22 protein-coding genes are annotated in these 22,583 nt (G+C 45.7%); 5 read left to right on the top strand and 17 right to left on the bottom strand.

The annotated features are described in order from the left end of the window. Nucleotides 1–48: 48 nt before the first annotated feature. From Q5C82_RS08210 to Q5C82_RS08190, 5 genes are all read right to left on the bottom strand, one after another. Nucleotides 49–2,925: a DNA translocase FtsK gene (locus tag Q5C82_RS08210; protein ID WP_003223444.1), complete on the bottom strand. Its 2,877-nt coding sequence runs from the start codon at nucleotides 2,923–2,925 to the stop codon at nucleotides 49–51. 160 nt (nucleotides 2,926–3,085) lie between these two features. Continuing rightward, nucleotides 3,086–3,691, bottom strand: coding sequence for a YtpR family tRNA-binding protein (gene ytpR / locus Q5C82_RS08205; protein WP_003223441.1), 606 nt, complete (start codon nucleotides 3,689–3,691; stop codon nucleotides 3,086–3,088). A 15-nt stretch (nucleotides 3,692–3,706) separates the two neighbouring features. Beyond that, nucleotides 3,707–4,516, bottom strand: a complete 810-nt coding sequence (locus Q5C82_RS08200) for a DUF1444 domain-containing protein (protein WP_003223439.1) — start codon at nucleotides 4,514–4,516, stop codon at nucleotides 3,707–3,709. Between the two features lie 14 nt (nucleotides 4,517–4,530). Further along, nucleotides 4,531–4,854: a thioredoxin family protein gene (locus tag Q5C82_RS08195; RefSeq protein WP_003223438.1), complete on the bottom strand. Its 324-nt coding sequence runs from the start codon at nucleotides 4,852–4,854 to the stop codon at nucleotides 4,531–4,533. Nucleotides 4,855–4,893: 39 nt separating this feature from the next. After that, complete coding sequence (locus Q5C82_RS08190; protein ID WP_136975886.1) at nucleotides 4,894–5,010, bottom strand: hypothetical protein; 117 nt, start codon at nucleotides 5,008–5,010, stop codon at nucleotides 4,894–4,896. Nucleotides 5,011–5,087: 77 nt separating this feature from the next. On the opposite strand from Q5C82_RS08190, the gene Q5C82_RS08185 reads away from it, so the two are divergent. Next, a complete protein-coding gene (locus Q5C82_RS08185) occupies nucleotides 5,088–5,534 on the top strand; it encodes a YtoQ family protein (protein ID WP_003223436.1) in 447 nt (148 codons plus the stop codon). A gap of 56 nt (nucleotides 5,535–5,590) precedes the next feature. Here the strand turns inward: Q5C82_RS08185 and Q5C82_RS08180 are convergent, their stop codons facing one another. Continuing rightward, nucleotides 5,591–6,664 carry a M42 family metallopeptidase gene (locus tag Q5C82_RS08180; protein WP_003223434.1) on the bottom strand — a complete coding sequence of 358 codons (1,074 nt, stop codon included), beginning with the start codon at nucleotides 6,662–6,664 and terminating at the stop codon, nucleotides 5,591–5,593. A 158-nt stretch (nucleotides 6,665–6,822) separates the two neighbouring features. On the opposite strand from Q5C82_RS08180, the gene Q5C82_RS08175 reads away from it, so the two are divergent. Further along, on the top strand, nucleotides 6,823–7,140 hold the full coding sequence (locus Q5C82_RS08175) for a PepSY domain-containing protein (protein WP_003223432.1): 318 nt from the start codon (nucleotides 6,823–6,825) through the stop codon (nucleotides 7,138–7,140). Between the two features lie 53 nt (nucleotides 7,141–7,193). On the opposite strand, the gene Q5C82_RS08170 is transcribed toward Q5C82_RS08175, so the two are convergent. The 3 genes from Q5C82_RS08170 to trmB all read right to left on the bottom strand — a co-directional run bounded on the left by Q5C82_RS08170 (nucleotide 7,194) and on the right by trmB (nucleotide 10,530). Then, nucleotides 7,194–8,894: an NAD-dependent malic enzyme gene (locus Q5C82_RS08170; RefSeq protein WP_003223430.1), complete on the bottom strand. Its 1,701-nt coding sequence runs from the start codon at nucleotides 8,892–8,894 to the stop codon at nucleotides 7,194–7,196. 82 nt (nucleotides 8,895–8,976) lie between these two features. Next, nucleotides 8,977–9,822, bottom strand: a complete 846-nt coding sequence (locus tag Q5C82_RS08165; RefSeq protein WP_003223428.1) for an MBL fold metallo-hydrolase — start codon at nucleotides 9,820–9,822, stop codon at nucleotides 8,977–8,979. Between the two features lie 66 nt (nucleotides 9,823–9,888). After that, a complete protein-coding gene (trmB, locus tag Q5C82_RS08160) occupies nucleotides 9,889–10,530 on the bottom strand; it encodes a tRNA (guanosine(46)-N7)-methyltransferase TrmB (protein ID WP_003223427.1) in 642 nt (213 codons plus the stop codon). Between the two features lie 204 nt (nucleotides 10,531–10,734). Here trmB and Q5C82_RS08155 point away from each other — a divergent pair, with 204 nt between their 5' ends. Further along, the gene (locus tag Q5C82_RS08155) at nucleotides 10,735–11,013 is read left to right on the top strand and encodes a YtzH-like family protein (RefSeq protein WP_003223424.1); all 279 of its coding nucleotides are present in this window, start codon (nucleotides 10,735–10,737) and stop codon (nucleotides 11,011–11,013) included. On the opposite strand, the gene Q5C82_RS08150 is transcribed toward Q5C82_RS08155, so the two are convergent. From Q5C82_RS08150 to thpR, 5 genes are all read right to left on the bottom strand, one after another. Then, on the bottom strand, nucleotides 11,014–11,811 hold the full coding sequence (locus Q5C82_RS08150; protein WP_003223423.1) for a phosphotransferase family protein: 798 nt from the start codon (nucleotides 11,809–11,811) through the stop codon (nucleotides 11,014–11,016). Between the two features lie 178 nt (nucleotides 11,812–11,989). Next, nucleotides 11,990–14,146 (bottom strand): type I pullulanase, encoded by a 2,157-nt coding sequence (gene pulA / locus Q5C82_RS08145; protein ID WP_003223421.1) that lies wholly within the window; start codon nucleotides 14,144–14,146, stop codon nucleotides 11,990–11,992. Between the two features lie 24 nt (nucleotides 14,147–14,170). After that, nucleotides 14,171–15,100, bottom strand: coding sequence for a YegS/Rv2252/BmrU family lipid kinase (locus Q5C82_RS08140; RefSeq protein ID WP_003223419.1), 930 nt, complete (start codon nucleotides 15,098–15,100; stop codon nucleotides 14,171–14,173). 48 nt (nucleotides 15,101–15,148) lie between these two features. Further along, nucleotides 15,149–16,063: a hypothetical protein gene (locus tag Q5C82_RS08135; protein WP_003223417.1), complete on the bottom strand. Its 915-nt coding sequence runs from the start codon at nucleotides 16,061–16,063 to the stop codon at nucleotides 15,149–15,151. 25 nt (nucleotides 16,064–16,088) lie between these two features. Further along, the gene (thpR, locus tag Q5C82_RS08130) at nucleotides 16,089–16,640 is read right to left on the bottom strand and encodes an RNA 2',3'-cyclic phosphodiesterase (RefSeq protein WP_003223416.1); all 552 of its coding nucleotides are present in this window, start codon (nucleotides 16,638–16,640) and stop codon (nucleotides 16,089–16,091) included. Nucleotides 16,641–16,789: 149 nt separating this feature from the next. On the opposite strand from thpR, the gene cysK reads away from it, so the two are divergent. Then, entirely contained in the window at nucleotides 16,790–17,725 is a 936-nt protein-coding gene (gene cysK / locus Q5C82_RS08125; RefSeq protein WP_032727295.1) for a cysteine synthase A, read from the top strand. Between the two features lie 32 nt (nucleotides 17,726–17,757). Here the strand turns inward: cysK and pepV are convergent, their stop codons facing one another. Then, entirely contained in the window at nucleotides 17,758–19,149 is a 1,392-nt protein-coding gene (gene pepV / locus Q5C82_RS08120; RefSeq protein ID WP_003223412.1) for a dipeptidase PepV, read from the bottom strand. A gap of 96 nt (nucleotides 19,150–19,245) precedes the next feature. Between pepV and pbuO the strand changes: the two genes are divergently transcribed. Beyond that, nucleotides 19,246–20,544, top strand: coding sequence for a hypoxanthine/guanine permease PbuO (gene pbuO, locus Q5C82_RS08115; RefSeq protein ID WP_003223409.1), 1,299 nt, complete (start codon nucleotides 19,246–19,248; stop codon nucleotides 20,542–20,544). Nucleotides 20,545–20,582: 38 nt separating this feature from the next. Here pbuO and Q5C82_RS08110 read toward each other — a convergent pair whose 3' ends face one another. Next, nucleotides 20,583–21,740 (bottom strand): ABC transporter permease, encoded by a 1,158-nt coding sequence (locus Q5C82_RS08110; RefSeq protein WP_003223407.1) that lies wholly within the window; start codon nucleotides 21,738–21,740, stop codon nucleotides 20,583–20,585. Beyond that, nucleotides 21,737–22,447, bottom strand: a complete 711-nt coding sequence (locus Q5C82_RS08105) for an ABC transporter ATP-binding protein (protein ID WP_003223405.1) — start codon at nucleotides 22,445–22,447, stop codon at nucleotides 21,737–21,739. The genes Q5C82_RS08110 and Q5C82_RS08105 overlap by 4 nt, the downstream gene beginning before the upstream one ends. Between the last annotated feature and the right edge of the window lie 136 nt (nucleotides 22,448–22,583).

Here is a 22,583-nt window from a genome sequence, read left to right as displayed (position 1 = left end):
ATGCTCTAAACACTGTCATACCATGTTTGGTCTGAAAATGAACCTTTATTATTCGTTTATTAAATCACTTGCTGTGATCAGCACCTCTCGAGGCTTGCTTCCTTTTGCCTCAGAGATCATGCCTTCCGCTTCCATCATATCAATCAGCCTTGCCGCGCGATTGTATCCGATTCTAAATCTTCTTTGCAGACTTGAAGTGCTCGCGCTGTTTTGCTCAACAACAAACTCACACGCTTCGTAAAACAGTTCATCCTCTTCTTTCAGGGCTGATCCTTGTCTTACAAGTTCTTCTTGTTCAAATAAATAGGTTGGCGGCATTTGTTTTCTGACGTGGGAAACAACGCGGTCGATTTCGCGGTCCGACACAAAGTTACCTTGAAGGCGGACAGGTTTTCCCGAGCCGTTTTCCAAAAAGAGCATATCCCCTTTTCCGAGAAGCTTTTCTGCACCTGCGATGTCAATGATCGTTCGGGAATCAACCTGGCTTGAGACAGAAAATGCGATTCTCGTCGGGATATTCGCCTTAATCAGACCGGTAATGACATCGACTGACGGCCGCTGAGTTGCGACAAGCAGATGAATTCCGCACGCTCTGGCTTTTTGGGCGATTCGCGCAATGCTCTCTTCCACATCATTTGGAGCCACCATCATCAAATCAGCAAGTTCATCAATAACCACAACTAAATACGGCAGCTTTTCGCCCGTGTGATGATCAGCGGTTAATTGATTAAAGCGGTCAATGTCGCGAACACCTGAATGGGCAAACAGCTCATAGCGCCGCTCCATTTCCTCAACGACCCACTTTAACGCAGCCGTAGCCGCTTTGGCATCAGTAATGACCGGGCTGACGAGATGAGGAATTTTGTTGTAAGGGGCCAGCTCTACCATTTTCGGATCAATCAGCAGCACCTTTACCTCACTCGGATCGGCTTTATACAACAGGCTGACTAATATTGTATTGATGCAAACGCTTTTTCCCGAGCCCGTGGCGCCCGCAATCAAACCATGCGGCATTTTCTTTAAGTCGATAACGACAGGGTTTCCTGAGATATCCAATCCCAGCGCAGCCGTGAGCGGTGACTTGCTTGTCCTGAAGGCTGAGCTGCGAATCATCTGGCGCAAATCAACCACCTTGCTCGAGCGGTTCGGCACTTCAATTCCGATCGTGTTTTTCCCCGGAATCGGCGCTTCAATCCGAATATCTCTTGCGGACAGGCTGAGTTTAATATCATCAGATAAGTTGGTGATTTTATTTACCTTAACGCCTGGCTCGGGATGCACTTCAAATCTTGTGACAGACGGCCCCTGGGTCACATGGACCACATTGGCGCGGACATTGAAATTTTTCAGGGTCAAATCAAGAAGCTGACGCTGTTCTTCGATCCACGCAGTATCGTCCTGAACTTGTGCTGGCGGGACATCAAGCAGTGCGACATTCGGAAACACATAGCTGCCGCGGCGCTCCTCTGCTTTTTGCTGTTTATGTGTATCTCTTTTCAGCATCATGACATTAAAAGGAACGGACGGCCCTTTTTGAGGAGATGCGCTTCGTTCAGTCCGTTTCTCCTGCATGACAGGCCTTTTTTGCGGCTCCTCTATGGCTTCGTTCGCATGGATTTCCTGCCGATTTTCATGGGCTGCAGGAAACGGTCTGGAACCCTGCTCCCGGCTGTCATTCTGCACCGATTCTGCCTGGCTGTCTGGCTGAACATCTATCTTTGTGTCCTCAGCTTCTCCCAGGATATCGTACTGATTATTTACTATGCTGTCTGATGGCTCTTCTGATTCATTGGCATCAGTTACTGCTTGAGTCAGAATCTCAGATGCTGAATGCTTATGATCAGTAAATAAGGAAGGTTCTTCCTGTTGAATTTCCATTTGCTCTCCTTGAACAGATGGGGTCTCAGCAGCTTCTGCCGCGATTTCGTGATGATTGTTTACTGAGCTGTCTGACGGCTCTTCTGATACTTCGGCCTCAGATACTGCCTCTGTCAGATACTTAGGTGCTGTTTGCCCTTCATTTTGTTCACCACGGAACACAGATTCTTCTAATTCATCTGGCTGTTGTTCCCTTTGTTCTTCTTGAACCTCAGTCTCAGACTTGATGTCTTCACGGCTTACTTCACTGCCTGTAAGATCTTCTTGTGGCTCAGCCACCGTATCTGTCAGTGTTTCAGGTACTGTTTGCTCTTCATTTTGTCCCGCAGGGAAGAAAGGGGCGTCTTTTTCAGGCCGCTGCTGAATGTCGGCAGCAGATGGCACTCTCTTGTCTGACCTTCCTTCGGCTGGGCGCTGCACCCGCGCTTCTTCATGCCCTGCAGTCGTTCTGTTTAATACGCCAGAAGGCTGTTCTTCGAATTGGCTATCCGGAAAGGGTCGTTCTTTCACGTGCTGTACCGGCCTGTCTGGAGCAGGATAGCTGCGTTCACGTTCAATCTCTTCTGACAGCAGTGTTACTTTCTCTTTTACAGATTTGTCCGGTGCCTTCAATGGTTCAGAAGGCTGTTTCGGCACATCCTTTTTGACGGATGGTTTTTGATTGAATCCATATATAGGCGAAGGGATATTTGTCGGTTTAAACGGTTTCTTCGCCGGCTCTGATGTTTGATATGTATGCTGCTCTTTTTCATCTTTAGGACGTTCTCTGTATGATGCGGCGCTTGGACGAGGCGCGGATTTCGGTTCGTCCGATGGTGCTCGGCGCCTTCTCAAGTCTTGATTTTTGTATCCATCAGGCACGATTGGAAAACGGAACTTGCCTTTTGGATATTCATAATATATTTTAGGATCTTCCAATCTTTTTAATTGTCCTTCAGGATGATGTACTTCTTGTTGCTGCGGAATTTGAGCAGGTTTTTTCTCCCGTTCAGCATTCTCTTCGCTCTCGCCTAAAAACAAATCAAAAAATTTATGAAGCCAACTCATAATTTATCTCTAACTCCCTTATAGTTTTCTGGGACGGTTTTTAGTATACCATTGCTGGTCGGCCCAGAAAAGATTAAGCTATCAGCAAAATAAAGCCGCTAAACAAGAGCTTAGCGGCTTTTTTCACATGATTCGTTTTTTGGGTCGGATTTATGGGAGTCTAAAACTGAAATGCGTCTCCCGCCTTATGGTCTCCTTCTAACACCAAGATTCCTTTTTCAGCAGGGGCATCCGGCAAAGCGAGCTCTTTTGCTGAGCAGATCATTCCGCTTGACGGAACACCGCGAAGCTCTGCATCCTTAATGACAAGTCCGCTCGGCATCACGGCGCCCACTTTGGCAACGACAACTTTTTGGCCTTGGTCAACGTTAGGTGCGCCGCAGACGATCTGAAGCGTTTCTTCTCCTACATTGACTTTACATACGCTTAGTTTATCCGCATTCGGATGTTTTTCTTTTGATTCCACATACCCCACAACAAACTTCGGAGATAAATCAACGACTAATGTTTCTTCAACGCCGTTTCTGCTTAGAATCTCATTCACATCTTGCACAAATGTTTCTGAGAGCTCAACAGGGCCGTTTTCATCAATGGTCAAGTAAGAAGACGCATTGAATATGTTGAATCCCGTGGTTTCCTTTGTTTCGTTATTGAACATTTTGACGACGTCACCGTGTTTTTCATAGCCTATTTGTTCACGTGTCACATCTTTAAGAGAGATCAGGAGCGTGTCTCCCACACCTTCTTTATTATAAAAAGCGTTCATAAGTAAAAATCCTTTCTAATCCTTTTTCGGACGGCTTTTCGCCAGGATAAACACCGGTTCCAGCTTTCCTTCATTGTACAAAAATGAAAGGGCGGTAATCGGAACGGTGCCGCCTGCAAAGAAGCTCATCGACATTTGTCCTAGAATATCATACCCCGATTCATTCCGGATGTCAGCAAGAATCAGAACGTCCTGGTGCGGAACTGAGATTGCCAGCTCACCTTCTGCACGTTGCTTGTACTCATTTAAAACCGCTTCGTTCAGAATCCGGCTGGCGTCGTAACCGTCGTTTGCCCTGAAGAAATAAAAGTAATTGCCGGCAACCGTATCCTCTTTGACAACCGTCGGCAGGGAACGGAGATTAAATGCAGCCGTCTCTCTGATCCGCTCTTTTGTCCAGTTTTCTTTCTCAAGCATGCGCTGATCAATTAAACGATAGGTTTTCCCAAGATCAAGCGCGTAATAAATTCTTGTCTCTGCGGTATGATCGTCATAAATAAGCGGAATATCTTCGCTGGACTTGTCCGGGAAAGAAGTCGAGCGGATAACCGGATAAATGCGGCTTTCTTTTCCGGTCATTTCCTGAGCCTTCCCTTCCATTGCCGTCATTGCTTCGGAGACATAGTACACAATCTCATCAATGGCTTCGTCTTTTTTCAGTTCCCATTTTGCAATAATCGGCGGCAGGTCGAGCGTAATTCCCTTTTTGGTCGTTTGATCCTCAACACGAAGGGTGTCTTTTTCTCTGTCAAACAGAAAGGAGCGATTCTCGTGCTGAAGGCGCTGTTTCAGTATATCTGACAGCTTCCTTGAGGTCATTTTCAAACCGATGTCCTCCTTTACGCTTTAGCGAGAGAGTCAGTTAAAAACTGTTCAATTTCTTCTTTTGTTTTGCGGTCTTTGCTCACAAAACGATTTACTTCTTTTCCTTCATTAAACACCACAAAGCTTGGGATCCCGTAAATTTCCCACTCTGCACACGTATCAATGAATTTGTCGCGGTCTACGTAGTAGTAAGTGAATTCAGGGAAGTTCGCTTCCAGTTCAGGCAGAAGAGGCTCTACAAAACGGCAATCAGGGCACCAGTCGGCTGAAAACATAAATACCGCCCAATCATCCTTTACCGCTTTTTCCAGCTCTTGAGTTGATTCAATTTTTTTCATTTCATATCCCTCCAGTTGTTTATGTTCTTACATGTTTGTTTATCGATACTCGTCCATTTGGATCATACCAAACTGCTTGCGGCAAAACCACTTATATGCAACGAATGAATATGTAAGATTGGCTTTCCCATTATCATTATCATATTTCATTTGCATTATCAAGCTCGTTTCGTTTAACATCGTGTACATGAGGGTAAAATTTACAGATGGACATACATAAGGAGTGATTCAGTATGGAGTTTATCGTCTATTTAGCAGGAGAAATCCACAGCAATTGGCGCGAGGAAATCAAAGAGAAAACAAAATCTCTGAAGCTGCCGATTACGTTTGTCGGCCCGATGGAGAATCATGACCGATCAGACAATATCGGAGAAGAAATTGTGGGCATTCAGCCAAATGCCGTTTTGAAAGATGACAAAGCCTCAGACATAAACAACTTCAGAACCGCCGTCCTGATGAATAAAGCAGACTTTGTGATCGCCCTGTTTGGCGAAAAATACAAACAGTGGAACACGGCAATGGATGCATCATATGCAATCGCAAAAGGAAAACCCCTGATTATTATTCGGCCGGAATCGCTCCACCATCCTTTAAAAGAGCTTTCCAACAAAGCAAATATAACGGTTGAAACCGTGAACCAAGCCATTAAGGCCCTTTCCTATGTATTTGAAACAGAATAAGAAAAAAGCTTGTCGATCCGGGCTTACTGCCCCGTTCAACAAGCTTTTTTGAATTCTTACATATTTTCTTTAATTGCATCCACCGTCTGCTTATCGCAGGCTGTTACAAGTTTGATGAGCATTTCTTTCGCAGCAGCATAATCATCAATATGAATGATAGAAGCGTTCGTATGAATGTAGCGGGAACAAATTCCGATAACGGCTGAAGGAACGCCGCTGTTCGAAATATGAACTCTGCCTGCATCTGTTCCCCCGCCTGATACAAAATATTGATATGGAATATCATGTGTTTCCGCCATATCAAGAACAAATTCTCTCATTCCGCGGTGCATGACTGTCGTTCTGTCAAGAATGCGGAGCAAAAAGCCTTTTCCAAGCTGGCCAAATTCATTTTTGTCACCGCTCATATCGTTTGCCGGACTGGCGTCAAGCGCGAAAAACAAGTCCGGTTTAATCATATGAGAAGCCGTCTGCGCGCCTCTCAGCCCCACTTCTTCCTGAACCGTTGCGCCCGCATAAAGCGTGTTCGGAAGCTCTTTTCCGTGCAATTCCTTCAGAAGTTCTATGCTCAAGCCGCATCCATACCGGTTATCCCACGCTTTTGATAATATTTTCTTTTCATTCGCCATCGTCGTAAACGGACAGACAGGAACAATCTGCTGTCCCGGTTTTATGCCGATTTTGATAGCATCTTCCTTATCATCCGCTCCAATATCGATCATCATGTTTTTGATATCCATCGGGCGATTTCGCTGAGCATCTGTCAGCAGATGCGGAGGTATGCTTGAAATCACACCCGGAACCGGCCCGTTATCTGTTTGAATTTCAACTCGCTGTGCAAGCAGCACCTGGCTCCACCAGCCCCCTAGCGTCTGGAACCTGAGCAGCCCGTTGTCTGTGATGGATGTAACCATGAAGCCGACTTCGTCCATATGCCCGGCTACCATGATTCTCGGTGCGCCCTCTTCGCCTTTTCTGACTCCGAAAACACTTCCCAGTCTGTCCTGAACGATGTCATCGGCATATTTGGCAAGCTCCTGCTTCATAAAAGCACGAACCTGATGCTCATTGCCCGGCGCGCCGGGAAGCTGCGTCAGTGTTTGGAAAAGCGCTTTCGTTTCTTGATTCATGTTTTCCCCTCATTTCTATGTAGTCCTTTTATTTTATTAGAAAAAATCAAGTTTTCCAAGCACCCTGACCGAATCTGCTCGATCAGCCGCGTATTGCTTAACAGGATTTGGCGGTTTCTGTATAATGAAAAGTACGATCAACCAGGAGGTGCTTTATTTTGAAATTGCGTCATCTTCTTTTAGGAGCAGGACTTGGCATTTGTACGGCTGTCGTTGTGAAACAATATGTGATGAAGCCTTATATTTCTTCAGAAAAAGCGCTTCGAATCGTAAAATCTGCTTTTAAGCAGCGGGGGCCGATTGATGGATCATGGATTTACACCCAGCCGGAGCCTTACAATGTGAACGGAGAAACAGTACAGGTGTACAAAACCGGCATTACACGATCAGCTTTCGGAGAATTAGAGCAGTATGAAGTCATGGTGGATGCGAAGACGGGGGAAATTGTAGATGTCATTGATACAATCGCCTCTTAACGCCGGACAAGCGTAAAATAGAAGCCGCTGCTCATGCAGCGGCTCTTTTTTTATTATATCGCGCGAATCGGTTTATATACCGGATACCACATTGCGTCCTGCACAGCCTGTATGATGTCCTCAGGCTCTTCCGTCGCAACGCCTTCCTTAATTGCAGTTTTAGCCACTTCAACTGCGACGGTTGCCGATACAGTCCGCAAATCCTCTACTTTCGGAAGCATCGGCGCGCCAGGCACCCCGACATTGACCATACTTGCGATCGCGCGGGCACATGCTTCAAACATGCCATCGGTTATTAATTTTGATTTGGTGACAATCGTTCCAAGCCCGAGACCAGGGAAAACAAGCGCGTTGTTTGCTTGGCCGATATGGTACGTCACACCGTTATATTCTACTGGCGGGAACGGGCTTCCTGTCGTAATCAGCGCACGGCCTTCTGTCCATTGAATTAAATCCTCCGGTTTTGCTTCAGAAAGAGTTGTTGGATTCGACATCGGCAAAATCGCCGGACGTTTTACGTGTGACGCCATTTCTTTTACAATTTCTTCAGTAAAGGCACCGGAAACCGTAGATGTCCCGATCAGGATCGTCGGTTTCGCCTGCCGGACCACTTCAAGGAGATCAATGCCCCCGCCTTCTCCGTTACGCTGATAATCCTTCACTTCATCAGCCGAACGGGCATAAGGCTTTTGGAAATCGAGAAGTTGATCCATATCATCTGTTAACAGCCCGTTTCGGTCTATGCACCAGAAGCGCTGGTATGATTCTTCCTCACTCAGCCCTTCGCGCACCAATGCTTCCCGCAGCTGTTCAGCAATTCCGATTCCTGCTGTCCCCGCTCCGAATATGACGACTCTGTGATCTCTCAGCGGCACTTTAGACGCTTTTGCACAGGATAAGACTGCCGCCAGCGAAACAGCGCCTGTACCTTGGATATCATCATTAAACGTACACACTTTATCTTTATAGCGTTTCAAAATGCTGCGCGCGTTTTTCGCTCCGAAATCCTCCCAGTGCAGCAGTGCATTTGGAAACGTTTCTCTTGCCAGCTCAACGTAATCATCAATAAATTGGTCATAGCGTTCCCCGCGCACTCTGGAATGCTGGTTGCCGACATAAAGCGGGTCGTTTAAGAGGCTCTCCTGATTTGTCCCCGCATCTAAAACGACAGCCAGCACTCTGCTCGGATCAATGCCGGCAGCCGCCGTATAAACCGCAAGCTTGCCGATAGAAATGGCGATTCCGCCGACGCCCCAGTCCCCGATTCCTAAAATGCCTTCCGCATCAGTTGCAACAATTAAATCGATCGTATCGCTTTGATCTTTATACTGTTTAAATGCTTCTCTCATACCGTCCGGGTCATCGATTGACAGATAGAGCCCTCTCGGCTTTCTGTATTCATGACTGTATCTCTGGATCGCCGTTCCGACTGTCGGTGTGTAGACAATCGGGAGCATTTCCCCTAAATGGTCATTTAACAGGCGGTAAAACAGCGTTTCATTCCGATCATGCAGTGCTGTCAAATAGACATTTTTGCTCAATTCGTCAGGCTGTGCGGAATATTGTTCGTATGCTCTTTTCGCCTGATCTTCGATTGTTAATACCTTTGGCGGCAGAAAGCCTTTTAAACCAAGTTCTTTTCTTTCTTCCTCAGTAAAAGCAACACCTTTGTTCAAAAAAGGAACAGAGAGTACTTCAAGGCCTCTTAATGTTGTTTGAATGTCTCCTTCGTTTGTTACTTTGAATTGTTTCACCCTGCCTCTTCCTTTCTGAGCATAATTAATACTAGGTTTGCATTAATAGCCGGAAAACATGCAGGGTAAACATAAAAATATGCTATTGCTTCATTCGCTTGACTGAATCTTTGATACTTCCATCCTCATCCCATTTAAGCGCGCGATATCCAGCATCATGATAAAAAATAAACCAAGCGTCTTTTTTGGCTGCGAATGCCTGCCATTTCTGCTTTTGCGGTATAGAGGTCATCGGATAATCATCATAAGCCAGCACCCATAGCGGATTGCGGTGGGCGTGTGTCGGCATTAGATCTGCCATATGTACGGCGGTTTCACCAGCATTCTCACATATAAGTACACTATGTCCGTCACTATGGCCTCCGGTGTGATGCATCGTAATCCCCTCTGTGATCGTTAAGGTGTCTTCAAAGGTTTTAACTTGGCCCGCAACAGCCTCCCAGTTTTCTTTCCAATACGTATTTTTCGATCTGATATTTGGATGGCGCATTTCATTCCATTCAACAGCTGATGCATAAATCACTGCATTCGGAAAGACAGAGACGAGCTGTTCTCCTTCATATTCCGTTAAACCGCATGCATGATCGAAATGAAGGTGTGTCATAGCGACTACATCTATATCAGCAACCGTTAATCCAAGTGCCGCTAATGATGTTTTCACATTCGTTTCTTGTGTCACGCCATAGTTTCGTTTTTGTTTATCAGTCAGCTTGCCGAACCCAATTCCGGCGTCGACGATGATATTCATCCCGTCCTTTTGAATGAGGATAGGGTCTGTCCTTAGTTCAATCTGGTTTTTTTCATTAACTGGATATTTTTTAGACCATAGCGGCTTTGGAACGACGCCGAACATGGCACCTCCGTCCATATGTGTCACGCCTCCGTCAAGCCAGGTCAACGTGATGTTTCCAATTTTCATTGTTTCCATTCTCATCCCCCCTGTCATCATGGTAGCAAACGGTCCATAAAAAAAACAGACTCCTTCAGAGTCTGTTTACGTTCTCCATTCAACTTCAGCCCGATAGATCGGCTGGCCGAGCGCTGAGAATTTTTCTTCATATTCTGTCATAATATTGCCTTCCAAATTGCTGTTATGCAAATCGAGACTAACATATGTCAGCAGCAGGCCGTACTCAGAGAAGCTCTTCAAAGAGTACTCAAACAAGCCGCGGTTGTCCGTTTTAAAATGAATCGCTCCATCTTTTCCCATTACTTCTTCATATTTTTTGAGGAAGTGGGAATACGTCAGACGGCGTTTTTCGTGGCGTTTCTTCGGCCAAGGATCAGAAAAGTTCAAGTAGACCCGTTTGACTTCACCCGGTGCAAACACATCCGTCAGCGTGTCCGCGTCTATATTCAGAAGCTTTACATTCGGCGCTTCGCTGTCTTTTACTTTTTGGACGGCTGTCACGATGACGCTTTTAAACAACTCAATACCAATATAATTAATATCCGGATTTTGTTTGGCCATTCCAGAAATGAATTGCCCTTTCCCTGTACCAACCTCGATATGGATCGGATTGTCGTTGCCAAACACTGTGTTCCATTTTCCTTTATAATCAGCAGGATTGCTGATGGCAATATCTGCGTTCTCAGCCAAAAAGTCATCAGCCCAAGGCTTGTGGCGCATTCTCATATGATTGACACCTCTATCTATTATTTCGACTAACAACATACCATGAATTAAAAAGACCCGCAAGATCGTTTTTCCAGTGTGTCTTCTATGGCCGATTATATAAAAAAAGAGGTTCCCGTCTGCTGGAACACTCCTTTCACATGCATAAAAACGCTCTATTTTGAACAATTTAACCCGTATGATACTGAAGGGATGTGTACCGTTATGGGTTTACATTATGAGCATCAAGTACATTTATTGAAGGATATATTGACTGACCATCAATTGGACTGCTGCGGAACCGTCGCAGAGTACGAGCAGCTTGAGCGTGTGGTTAAATCGCTTATGGCAAACACCGAGCTTGATTCAAACTTCAAAAACGTGCTGGAAGATGTTTACCGCTACAGCCAATCAGGAATATCGTCCAAATCCATCGACTCACACATACAAGAGCATCAGAACAGCCTGTCTCAATGGGTAGAGCAAATGGATTCGTATTCCTGATTATTCAACGATACGTTTCATGAGAATATGCAGCTCTTCCATTGCGTCATGAAATTCCTTATCATTGCCTTTTGCTTTGTGCCAGGCAATGAAAGTGATTGTTTCAGATAACACATACCAAGCCATTCGTAACCGCAGGCTTTCTGTTAACTCAATGCCGTACATGCTCAGCCAGCTCTCCCAAGCTGGCTTTTCGACGTAGTGGTACAGCAAAGGCCCGAGATCCATCGCCGGATCAGCGATCATGGCGCCGTCCCAGTCAATTAAATACAGCTGGTTGTCTTCAGACAATAGCCAGTTATTATGATTGACATCACAATGGCAAACGACTTTCTCACCGAAATGCACTTCATGCAGATGTTCTTCTAAATACTTGATCCCTTCTTGAATCAGCGGCGAAGATTGCTGCACAGCAAATACAGCTTGCTTCAGCTGAGACAGAAGAGCCCCCGGGTTCAGCGGTTCTTTTCCAAGTCTCTTTAGCATGTCCAGCAAGGCTTTTGATGTGTGTATTTTACGAAGCAATTCAGCAACGGGCCGTCCGCTCATATCTTTAGGCTTCAGCTCTCTGCCGGTCATCCAGTGCTGAGCCGTAATGACGTCTCCATTTTCCATCCGTTTTGTCCAAACCAGCTTCGGAACAATGCCTTCGGCGGATAAAACAGCTAAAAAAGGTGAGCTATTACGTTTTAAAAAAAGCTGCTGCCCGTTATGTTTCGCATAATATGCATCTCCTGTAGCTCCTCCGGCAGGGAAGATCTCCCAATCGCTACCTAGTAATTGTCCCAACCAGTTCATATCAATGTTCAACCCATCATTTCTAAAATATTTTAGGATAAAGGCTAATCGTCTCTAGTCTATCCAGCGAGTGCCTTTTTCGTACGAATCGTATGAAAATAAAAAAGACAGCTATTGAGAGTCTCATATGCTAATCAATAGCCGTCCTTTAAATTTTAGCGCTATAGCACAAACTTCGTCAAGAAAAACTCTTAAGATCTGATGCTAAATATAAGATAACCGTTCCGATGCTGTTTACCGCAACCGCTTTCTTGATTTCTTTCGGGTCATGATGAAAACCTGATGTATCACATAAAAGCCGGTACGTTTTGTCGTTTGGCAGCTCCCATTCAACGAAGTCCGGACTCGCGTGATGAATGACGATGATGTCTTCCCATTGGTCGATCCCGTTAAGATCATAAAGCCTGTAGGCAATAAGGTGTTCTCTTAGCGTTAAACATTCAAGATGGCTCTGAATGTCTACAGAGGAATTGAGACGAAATGCCGGATGCGTTGTTCTCAGTGAAATCAGCCTGCGGATATAGTCAACATCTTCTTTGAACGTTTCACGCCGATCCCAATCCAGCTGGTTGATGCTGTCACTGGATTGATAGCTGTTTTCCACTCCCTGCTTCGTCCGGAAAAATTCCTGTCCGCTATGAATGAACGGCACCCCTTGGGCAAGCAAGATAATCGCGGCTGCCAGCCTTTGCCTGCTTCTCTTTCGGCTATCAGTTTCTTGAGACAGCACAAAGCCCATTTTATCCCAAAAGGTGTGATTGTCGTGTGACTCAACATAATTGATGGACTGGCTGGGTTCAGGAACAATTGGTGCTAATGCCTTCCATCCGGAAGAGCCGGCTATCCCGTGCATAACGGTTTCCGCTGCCTCACCGTTTCCGAGCGCAAATCCCGCTGCCGTGAGGTGAAAGGTGTTCCCTTTCACAGCATCACGAAACGTATCATTAAAAAAACCGATGCCCGGCATTTTTGTAGCGTTCGCCAAGGTCGCTTTTTGTTCTTGCGGCAGAGGTGTCGCCAAATCCCACCCTTCTCCAAAAAGCAGGATTCCAGGCTTTACCGCAGTTGCTTTTTCTTTCATATAAAGCACTGTATCAATATCTAAAATGCCAAGCAGATCAAAGCGGAAGCCGTCGGCATCGTATTCCTCAATCCAGTATATGACGCAATCCGCTATGAATTTTCTTGCCATCCGTCTTTCTGACGCGATGTCATTGCCAACGCCGGTGCCGTTTGACGGCATCCCAAATTCGTCATGCCGGAAAAAATAACCTGGCACTGTCTTTTCAAAAGGTGAATTCTCCCTCTCGTACACGTGATTAAAGACGACATCCAGAATAACTCTCAGTCCATGCTGATGAAGGGTTTTGATCATTTGTTTTAACTCTGTTTTTCTTGTTTGAGGATCATGAGGGTTTGAGGCATAGCTTCCCTCCGGAGCAAAAAAATGAAGCGGGTTATATCCCCAATTGTAAGCATCAAGCGGCTTCTCCTCATTAATTCCGGCAAAATCATTTACCGGCAGAAGCTCTACATGTGTAATGCCTAGCTCTTTTATATACGCCAATCCGGAAGAACAGCCATTTATGGTTTGCGTTTCTGTTTCCGTCAGCGCTAAGTATTTTCCCTTGTTTTTCATGCCGCTGTTTTCATGGATGGAGAAGTCGCGGATGTGCATCTCATAGATGACAGCATCCACAGGGTTTGAGAATGGTTTGAGCTTGTCAGCCCATTTCATTTGATCCGGGCGCAGGACGACACCCTTCTCTCCATTTACTGTCACTGCCTTTGCATACGGGTCAACCGTTTCTGTCCATTCTGAATTGTTGCAGATGCAGAACACATATTCATAACCGTGAAGATCACCGTTGACAGTAACGGTATAGACGCCTTTTTCCATCCGAATCATTTGGAATATGCGGCCGCTTTTATTCGGATGGGAAAGCTTGACAGCAGCTGAGGTTGCGGCAGGCGCCCATACTTTAAAATCAGTATAATTCGCAGTATAAACAGCCCCCAGCTCTCCGTCATAATAAAATGAATCATCAAACGTATCGGTCCGGATGACCGCGCCAATTTGGAGATCCGTTTTGTCGCCGCTGGACGCTCTGACGGCATGTATTTTTCCGAATGTCACTGGACGGTCTGATACGCAGACGTACTTGTATGTGTCTTCAAGGCGGTATTCCTCTCTGACAGCCAGAGGAAAATCGGTTGTTTCTGTCTCAAGCCGAAACGGCGGTGTCATGATTTCTTTTTGTTCAGCAGGAATCAGAACGGTAATGATATTCATGTCATCGACGTACGCTTCGAAGCTGCGGCGGATGCTGACCATCGGAAGCTCTCCTCCAAACACGTTTTATGTTTTGATCCTTAAGGGTGAAGGACTCGATCCGAGACGAAATGGGGTGGTGCCCATGATTTCTCCGTCAGCATGGAAAGGGATTTTGTCCTTCGTGTAAAACGTAATGTCCTTTGCTTTAAACATCGTAACGCCGTCCATCTTTGTATGTTTACCAAATGCCATCAGACATAAAAGCCAATATTTTTTTAAAAACGGCTGATTTTCAACGATCACGATATCAAATGCCTTCTCGCGCGGATTTGCAAGCGGTGCAGCCTTCATGCCACCCCCGTAAAACGGATGGTTGGATACAACCGTAAACCAGACATCATGAAATTCTTGTGTTTCACCTTCTATTGTACAAGCTAATGAAAACGGCTTAAAGGTCGCCGAGGCGTACAAATGGGAAAGCGGATACACAAGAAACCGAAGGCGAAGAAAAAGAAAAAACCGTCTCAACGGAAATTCCATCGCCTTTTTATTGACATATGCGTCAAACCCGATCCCGATATGATTCATAAAATAAAGAATCTGAGATTTATCCTGGAGGAAATTAACGCTCCCTAAATGAAAGGTTCTGGTTAACGGACGCTTTACCTTCTTGATTTCCTGTATCAGATCGATTTTTTTAACAGAGAATCCTCTCGAAAAATCATTATACGCGCCCGCCGGCACAAAGCTCAGTTCAATATCATCAACATCTTTCAGCCCGTTGATAACTTCATGCATGGTTCCGTCTCCGCCAATGACGATCAGGCGCTTCAGCTTATATTCCTGTATCGTTGAAATTTGCCTGGCGAGCACCTCGGCGTGTCCCGGGTATTCAGTTAAAAATGAGCGGTGCTCGACCTTTCGTTTGATCAATTCCTTTTGAATGGACTTCCAAACACGCAGGCCATTTCGATGCCCTGCTGTCGGATTAATGATAAAAAACCAATGGCTCACTTTTCTCACCTGCTTATGATATGAGAAAACCGCTCAAATCGTTCTCTTTTACTCCAGCCACTCTTGTCTGCGATAGGAGTCAGACATGCAGTAAGACAATAGAGCCTTTGCTGCCTTTACCTGATGATGTTTAATCGGAGCAGTGTTTTTCTTCTGCCGCTCAATCCATTCCTCCGCGCCCCGCTTATCTGCTATTTCTAAGCCGTATGGCGGTTCCGGATAATCGATGTACGACGTTCTGCTCAGAAGCAATTTTCGAACCGGAATCTCAGCCTGTTTTTCCTTTATGATCTTTGACACAACGGAGTCCGTGCGAAACAGGCTCAGCCCCGGATTTAACACTGATGCAGTCTGAGAGGCTGTTTTCTTCTCCCAAAAACGATTTTTAGACCCTATGTACACACTGTCTTCCTCTGCCTCTAAAAAAGAAACGCAATATATGTCAAGCGGGGAAAGAATCACAATGCTTAATTCAACCGCCGCCTGCTGAATTTGCAGCACAGGCTTATACATAATGAAATAAGAATCAGGCAGCTGCTGGGTCAGATAACGCAAAATGCGGTCCTGCTTCACCTGGTTTGAGAGATGTGATATTTCTGAAAGAGTAGAGCTTGCCCATTTAAGCTGAAAGTCATATAAATGTCTTTTATAAAAAGAAGCAAGCGCCATCCTGCTCTTCGGCAGCCTTACATGTAAATCGTCTTCTTCCTCAAACCATCGGTGTCTCTCTTCTTGTATATCGGCTTTTATCTCTTCTTTTCTTCTTTTCAATGAAAATTTTTTTCGTTTCTGCACCGGTTCCGGCTCTTCTGTACTGGCTTGTCTTTCTTCATGCTGGCGCTCAGCTGCTTCCAATAGTGAAAGCCAGCGCTCTTTTTTCAGCCGTACAAACTGATTTATATAATGGTACGGGTCAAGCTCATATCTCGATATATAATCATGAATTTTGATGATTTGTGCCATGTTCGTTTCTCCACTCCGCAATGAATTAAGATAAATGAAATTTGAATATTTCCTCGTATTTTGGTGATTGGTTCAAGTGTATTTGAAAGAGCGAGAACCGTTCAGCCATCATCGAAACCTCGCCGCTTTCAAACGGAACATGTGCCGGAAATCCTTCTTCGCCTGTCCATTTTCTAGCCAGCGTCATATGAGGGTGATACGGTCTTTTTTCCACTTGAAAGCCAGCTTGAAGAACAGCCTGTTTCGTACGTTCCCGCAATAGTTCAAGCGTTCTGTTTTTCTTTGGTTCCAGATGTAAAACACGCGGCCTTCTGCGGTTGCCGAATACATCTATTTTGCCAAACTCAATCGGAAACGGATCAGCTTCTGAAGCAATCGCAGCCAGTGAGCCTTCAAGCTGCTGGATTTGTGTCTCATCCGCCGCTCCGAGAAAAATCAACGTGATATGGTAGTCAAGCGGGTTCACCCATTTTTGAAACGTCAAAACCGGCTCGTTTTTCGCAGCATGGTAAATCGGATTCGCAATTCCCTCAGGAATGGGAACACCGATGAAATAATGAGGCCGTATATCTGGCATCCGTCTGACACTCCCTTCCTTTGACAGCTATTATTTTATCAATAAAGAGGCTGTGCGAATAGAGGAACAGTGTATGAAAACACTCTCGCACAAACGTTTATTATGTTAGGATATTATGTGACACTTGTTTTATTCAGAAAGGAATGACAATGTTGAAAATCGTTGAAAATACAGCCGATTTGATAGGAGATACACCGCTTGTGAGATTGAATCGGCTTCAGCCGGAAAACGCGGCACAGGTCTATTTAAAGCTTGAATTCTTCAATCCGAGCGGCAGTGTGAAAGACAGAGCCGCTTATCAGATGATCATAGAAGCAGAACAAAACGGTTTGCTCAAGCCGGGCTCAGTTATTATAGAGCCGACAAGCGGAAATACCGGAATCGGGCTCGCCATGAATGCGGCAGCACGCGGCTATAAAGCGATCCTAGTCATGCCTGATACGATGACGAAGGAACGGATCAACCTACTAAAAGCTTACGGCGCAGAGGTTGTATTAACACCCGGAGCGGAAAGAATGCCGGGCAGCATCAAAAAAGCGAAGGAGCTTGCCGAACAAATTCCGAACAGCTATATTCCGATGCAGTTCGATAACACCGCCAATCCTGACGCGCACCGGAAAACGACGGCGCTTGAAATTGCCCGGGCAATAGAGGAAATCGGAAGACCGCTCGGCGCTTTTGTCGCCTCTTCCGGAACGGGCGGAACCATTACCGGAACAGGTGAAGCGCTCAAAGAGATTTTTCCGGATATCACGGTTCATGTTGTCGAGCCTGCGGGATCGCCCGTATTATCCGGAGGAAAACCCGGCGCACATAAGCTTGTAGGGACGAGTCCTGGCTTTATTCCTCCGATTTTAAATCAAGAGGTATATGATGAAATTATCAAACTCTCTGATGAAGACGCCTATACGACGACAAGACGCCTCGCTGCTGAAGAAGGAATTCTTGTCGGGCCTTCGTCAGGCGCTGCCTGCTTCGCGGCAATCGAAACAGCGAAACGCCTCTCTCCTGACCATATTGTGGTCTGCATGACAGCCGATACGGGAGAACGGTATTTATCAACTGATTTATGGTCATTTGTTTAAAAAAGGACGGGCTTCAGAAGAAGCCCGTCCTTTTATTTTGCAAGTTCATAGATCGCCTGCGCGTATAAAGCTGTCGATCTAAGCAAATCATCGATTTCGATATATTCATCCTTTTGATGTGCGCTGTCGGGACGTCCGGGGAACAACGGGCCGAACGCGACACCGGCTTTTAAAGATCTAGCATAAGTCCCCCCGCCGATTGAGATTAAATCAGCTTTTTTGCCCAGCTGGCCTTCATAAACCTTTTGCAGGGTTTTGACTAACGGATGGTCTGCTGACACGTGATGCGGCTTGCTGTCTTTGAATTCTCCCAGCTCAAATTCAGCGGCGCTTTCGAATGCATCACGGATCACTTTGCTATCTGCGGTAACAGGATAGCGGATATTGATCCCGAGCTCGCCTCCTTGCCCTTCCGTATAGCGCAGTGTTCCGACATTTAATGTCAGCTCTCCGCTAATGTCATCCTCACAGTCGATATTCAGTTTCTTCCCTCTCGTATCGTCTGAAAACTTGTCTGTCACGACTTGAACAAACCGCTGCCCTGCTTCGTCAAGCTCAGCCTGCTGCAGAAATTCGCACAATAAAAGGCCGGCATTGATTCCATTGTTCGGTTCCATCGCATGGCACGAAAGCCCGTACATACGCAAAATGAGCTGTCCGTTCTCTATTTCAGCTTCCCCTTTTTGATCTGTCGTGCGAAGCAGGTCTTTAAACGAAGCAAGAATCTCTTCTTTTTTCGGCCCTTCAATGATAGCTTTCGCAGCATCAGGCACCATGTTCAAGCGAAGACCCGACTGAAATGAGACAAGCACTGTCTCTGCATCGGCTTGGTTTGAGCGGTGCGGGATGAGTAATGAAGTATCAATGATTCCTTTTTCCGCGTTAATGATTGGAAAATCGGCGTCAGGCGCAAATCCTAGCGTTGGCATTTCTTCATGCTTGAAATAATGCTCCACACATCTCCAATCGCTTTCTTCATCTGTTCCGATAATGATTCTGACACGCTTGGACAGCGGCAGATTCATATCTTTCACGATTTTCAGCGCGTAGAACGCAGCCATCGTCGGACCTTTATCATCAATGGCGCCTCTTGCATAAATCCGTCCGTTACGAATATCAGCTGAAAACGGATCACTCGTCCACCCATCTCCTGGCGGCACGACGTCAACATGGCAAAGTACACCGACAATGTCATCGCCCTCGCCCCATTCAATATGGCCCGCAAAGCCGTCAAGATTTTTTGTTGTAAAACCTTCTTTTTCTCCGAGCTCCAACAGTGAGGTCAGGCTGGCGTTTACCCCTTCTCCAAACGGTTTGCCGGGTCCGGCGGTTGTTTCGTCCATTACACTGTTGATTCTCAAAAATTCCTGCGTATCACGAATTAAATCCTCTTTTTTTCTGATCACTTCGACTTCCCAGTTCATAACGATCCCCTTTCCGCAAGAAATGACTTGCAAAAACAAAATAAAACGAATAATATTAATGGTGTTTTGTTAAAACGTTCGTAATTGGAGGATACTATGTTTCATCTAAAAGAGCAGCAAACATCCATAAAGCAAGAAATCATAGCAGGACTGACCACTTTTTTCACAATGGTCTATATCGTCGTAGTTAATCCGGTCATTCTGGCTAACGCCGGAGTTCCTTTCGACCAGGTTTTCACCGCAACGATTATTGCCTCCATTGTCGGAACGCTGTGGATGGCCCTGGCAGCAAATTATCCGATTGCTATTGCGCCCGGCATGGGCTTGAACGCTTATTTAGCCTTTCATGTCGTAAGCGCAAGCGATGGCGGCATTACATACGCAACAGCGTTCAGTGCCGTATTTACAGCAGGGGTTCTCTTCATTATTCTATCGTTAACCCCTTTAAGAAAACAACTTATAGAAGCGATTCCAAATAATTTAAAATACGGGATCACAACAGGGATCGGGCTGTTTATTGCTTTTATCGGTTTACGGCAGGCGGGAATTGTGGCGGCTGATGAGTCAAACCTGGTTACTCTCGGCAATCTGCATTCACCAGGTGTTATATTAACGCTGATCGGCCTTCTGATCAGTGTAGTCTTAATGGTGCTGAATGTCAGTGGCGCATTATTCATCGGAATGGCAGCTACCGCTTTGATCGCCTTTTTAACCGGGCAGCTGCATTTTTCAAAAGGCTTTATGTCGCTTCCTCATTTGCCGGAAGGATTGATCATCTCTAATCCGTTTTCCGCTTTTGGCGATGTCGTTCATCACGGCCTGTACGCTGTCGTCTTTTCTTTTCTATTGGTCACAATTTTTGATACAACCGGCACAATGATCGGTGTTGCCGAGCAAGCCGGGCTGATGAAGAACAACAAGCTGCCGAACGTGCGAAAAGCGCTGCTTGCCGATTCAACGGCGACGACAGTAGGAGCTGTTTTCGGCACAAGTCCGACAACCGCATTTATCGAGTCTTCCGCCGGTGTCGCAGCCGGAGGAAGAACGGGGCTTACGGCTTTGACTGTTGCGGTGCTGTTTGCGGTTTCAATGTTTTTCAGTCCGCTTGTCAGCGCATTATCCGGCATAGCCGCCATCACCTCTCCTGCTTTGATTATTGTCGGCAGCCTGATGATGAATTCGGTTTCCAATATGAATTGGAAAGAGATGGACGAGGCATTTCCTGCGTTTCTTGTCATTCTGGCCATGCCTTTGACATCCAGCATTTCTACAGGAATTGCGCTTGGATTTATTTCATATCCGATCGTCAAAGCAGCGCGTGGAAAATGGAGAGAGATTCATCCGCTCGTCATCGTTTTCGCCATTCTGTTTTTCATCCAGTTGTTTATTTTATAACACATGCCAAAAACCCAAACGTCAGCCGTTTGGGTTTTTTATGTAAACAATAAAGAAACAACGGCCGCTACAAAACAACAGGCGACAAACGCATAATGCAGGGTGTGTATACAGCTTTTTCTGGCTCGGTAATACTCATCACTTTCCTTATCGGCTCCAATTAAAATAGGCGCGTCCATCACTTTGTCAAAGATAAGCGTAAGGATATAATGGCAAACGCCTGTATACACCAGCAGCGCAATCACCTTCAGCCAGATCGGGGACATAAAAATTAAGATGATGAATGCTGACAACAGCATGCACATCCGCCTCGTATACTCGCCATTCCTCAGCATGACTTTAAAAAACAATTCCTTATAGCCAGTCAAGATCGTTCGTCTTTTAAATATCCTTTTTGAATTCCGGTATAATAATGGCTTTCTTCTCATCCTGTCCTTCACTTTCGGGATTCCCGCCTCCTGGCTCATCATCATCACAAGCCCGGTAAGCGCAAGCCTGCTTTTTTTCTCTTCAGTCACCTCTGCTTCAAAAGCCGATAACGAAGCTGTCTTTTTCCAACCGCGGATGAATGCAAAACTCAAAAACAAAATGCCAATGAGCGCAAGCAAATGCCACTCAGTGAATACGATCAGGACAGCAGAACCAGAGAAAAGAACGGCTCTGAAAAGAAGTTCGGCAATCCGTCTCGAAATGGAACGCGGCTTGCTGATCCTGTCTTGCTTTAAGGATAAAAAGATGGTATGAAGGCCAAACAGGTAACACAATAGAGCAGTGCTTTCTGCCGATGTGACGTGAACAGAATGACTGATAAAGGGAAGGGCAATAGAAAAGAGCAGCAGCCATTTGACCAGCGTGACCAAAAAAGTATACACCAGCGCGTACCGCTTGAGCTGATAGATTATCTCTTTCTTTTGCAGCAAAAACACTTTGTCTGCTTCCATTAAAAACGTATGGATTGAACCTGTGCACACGATCAGCACACACACAGCGTACAGCCATCTCCATTCCATCATTTCAGACCACTCATAAAAAAGGCCTGTTCCGTTCATCAAATCGATATACTGATAGATGACAAAAGCAAGCGCCGGCAAAACAATGTAGAGTGAGACTGTCCAGTCAATGACCGCATGGAATACTTTAAACTGATATCTGTAATAGTCAAACAGCCTTCGAAAAAAGAGCGATCGCCCGTTCATGGCCGATCACCTTGGACCGCCTGATAAAAACAGTCAAGCAATGACTGCCCCTCTAATCCGGTCTGGCCCTGAATATCTTTTAACGTGCCTTGGAGAAACAAAGAACCTTTCTCAATCATGTAAAACCGGTCACAGATTTTTTCTGCGGTATCGAGTACGTGGGTACACATGAGAATGCCGGCTCCTCGATCTTTTTCTGCCTTAAGCATGTCCACAAAACGTTTCGTCGATATCGGATCAAGGCCGATAAATGGTTCATCAATCACATACATATCCGGCTTAGAGAGAAAAGCCTGGATAAGCATCAGTTTTTGCTGCATGCCTTTTGAAAAGGTGACAGGCAGCTCGTGCATGACATGATCAAGCGAAAACGTCTGCAGCAGGCTTTGGGCCCGATGCGCAAATTCACTCTCCTCAATACCGTGGAGCGTGCTGATCAGATCCAAATGCTCCCACAGCGTCAGCTCTTCGTAAAAGGACGGATGCTCCGGAATATATGCAAATGAACAGTCGTTCCAGGCAATATGCCCTTTAAAGTCTTCTGAGAGGCCGAGGATTGCCTTGATTGCGGTGCTTTTTCCGGCGCCGTTAGCTCCGATTAGCCCGACCAGCTCCCCTTTTCCGACTTCCAAAAAAACATCGGTGAGCACTTTTTTTCGGCTTGTATACCCTGCCTGTTCTATTGAAGCTTCAAGTAATTTTGTCAAATGTCACCCACCTCCAAAATTTACTACGAAACAGAATAAAAAAAGTTTCTTTAACCATAATAATATTGTGTCGAAATACATAGTAATCCAACAAGGATGGCTGCCCAACTCAAATTGGAAAAAATTAATAGGAGTT

The organism is uncultured Bacillus sp. (genome assembly GCF_958411575.1).
GTDB lineage: Bacteria > Bacillota > Bacilli > Bacillales > Bacillaceae > Bacillus > Bacillus spizizenii.
The sequence above is the reverse complement of the archived record's forward strand: the minus strand, read 5'-3'. Positions and strand labels throughout refer to the sequence as shown.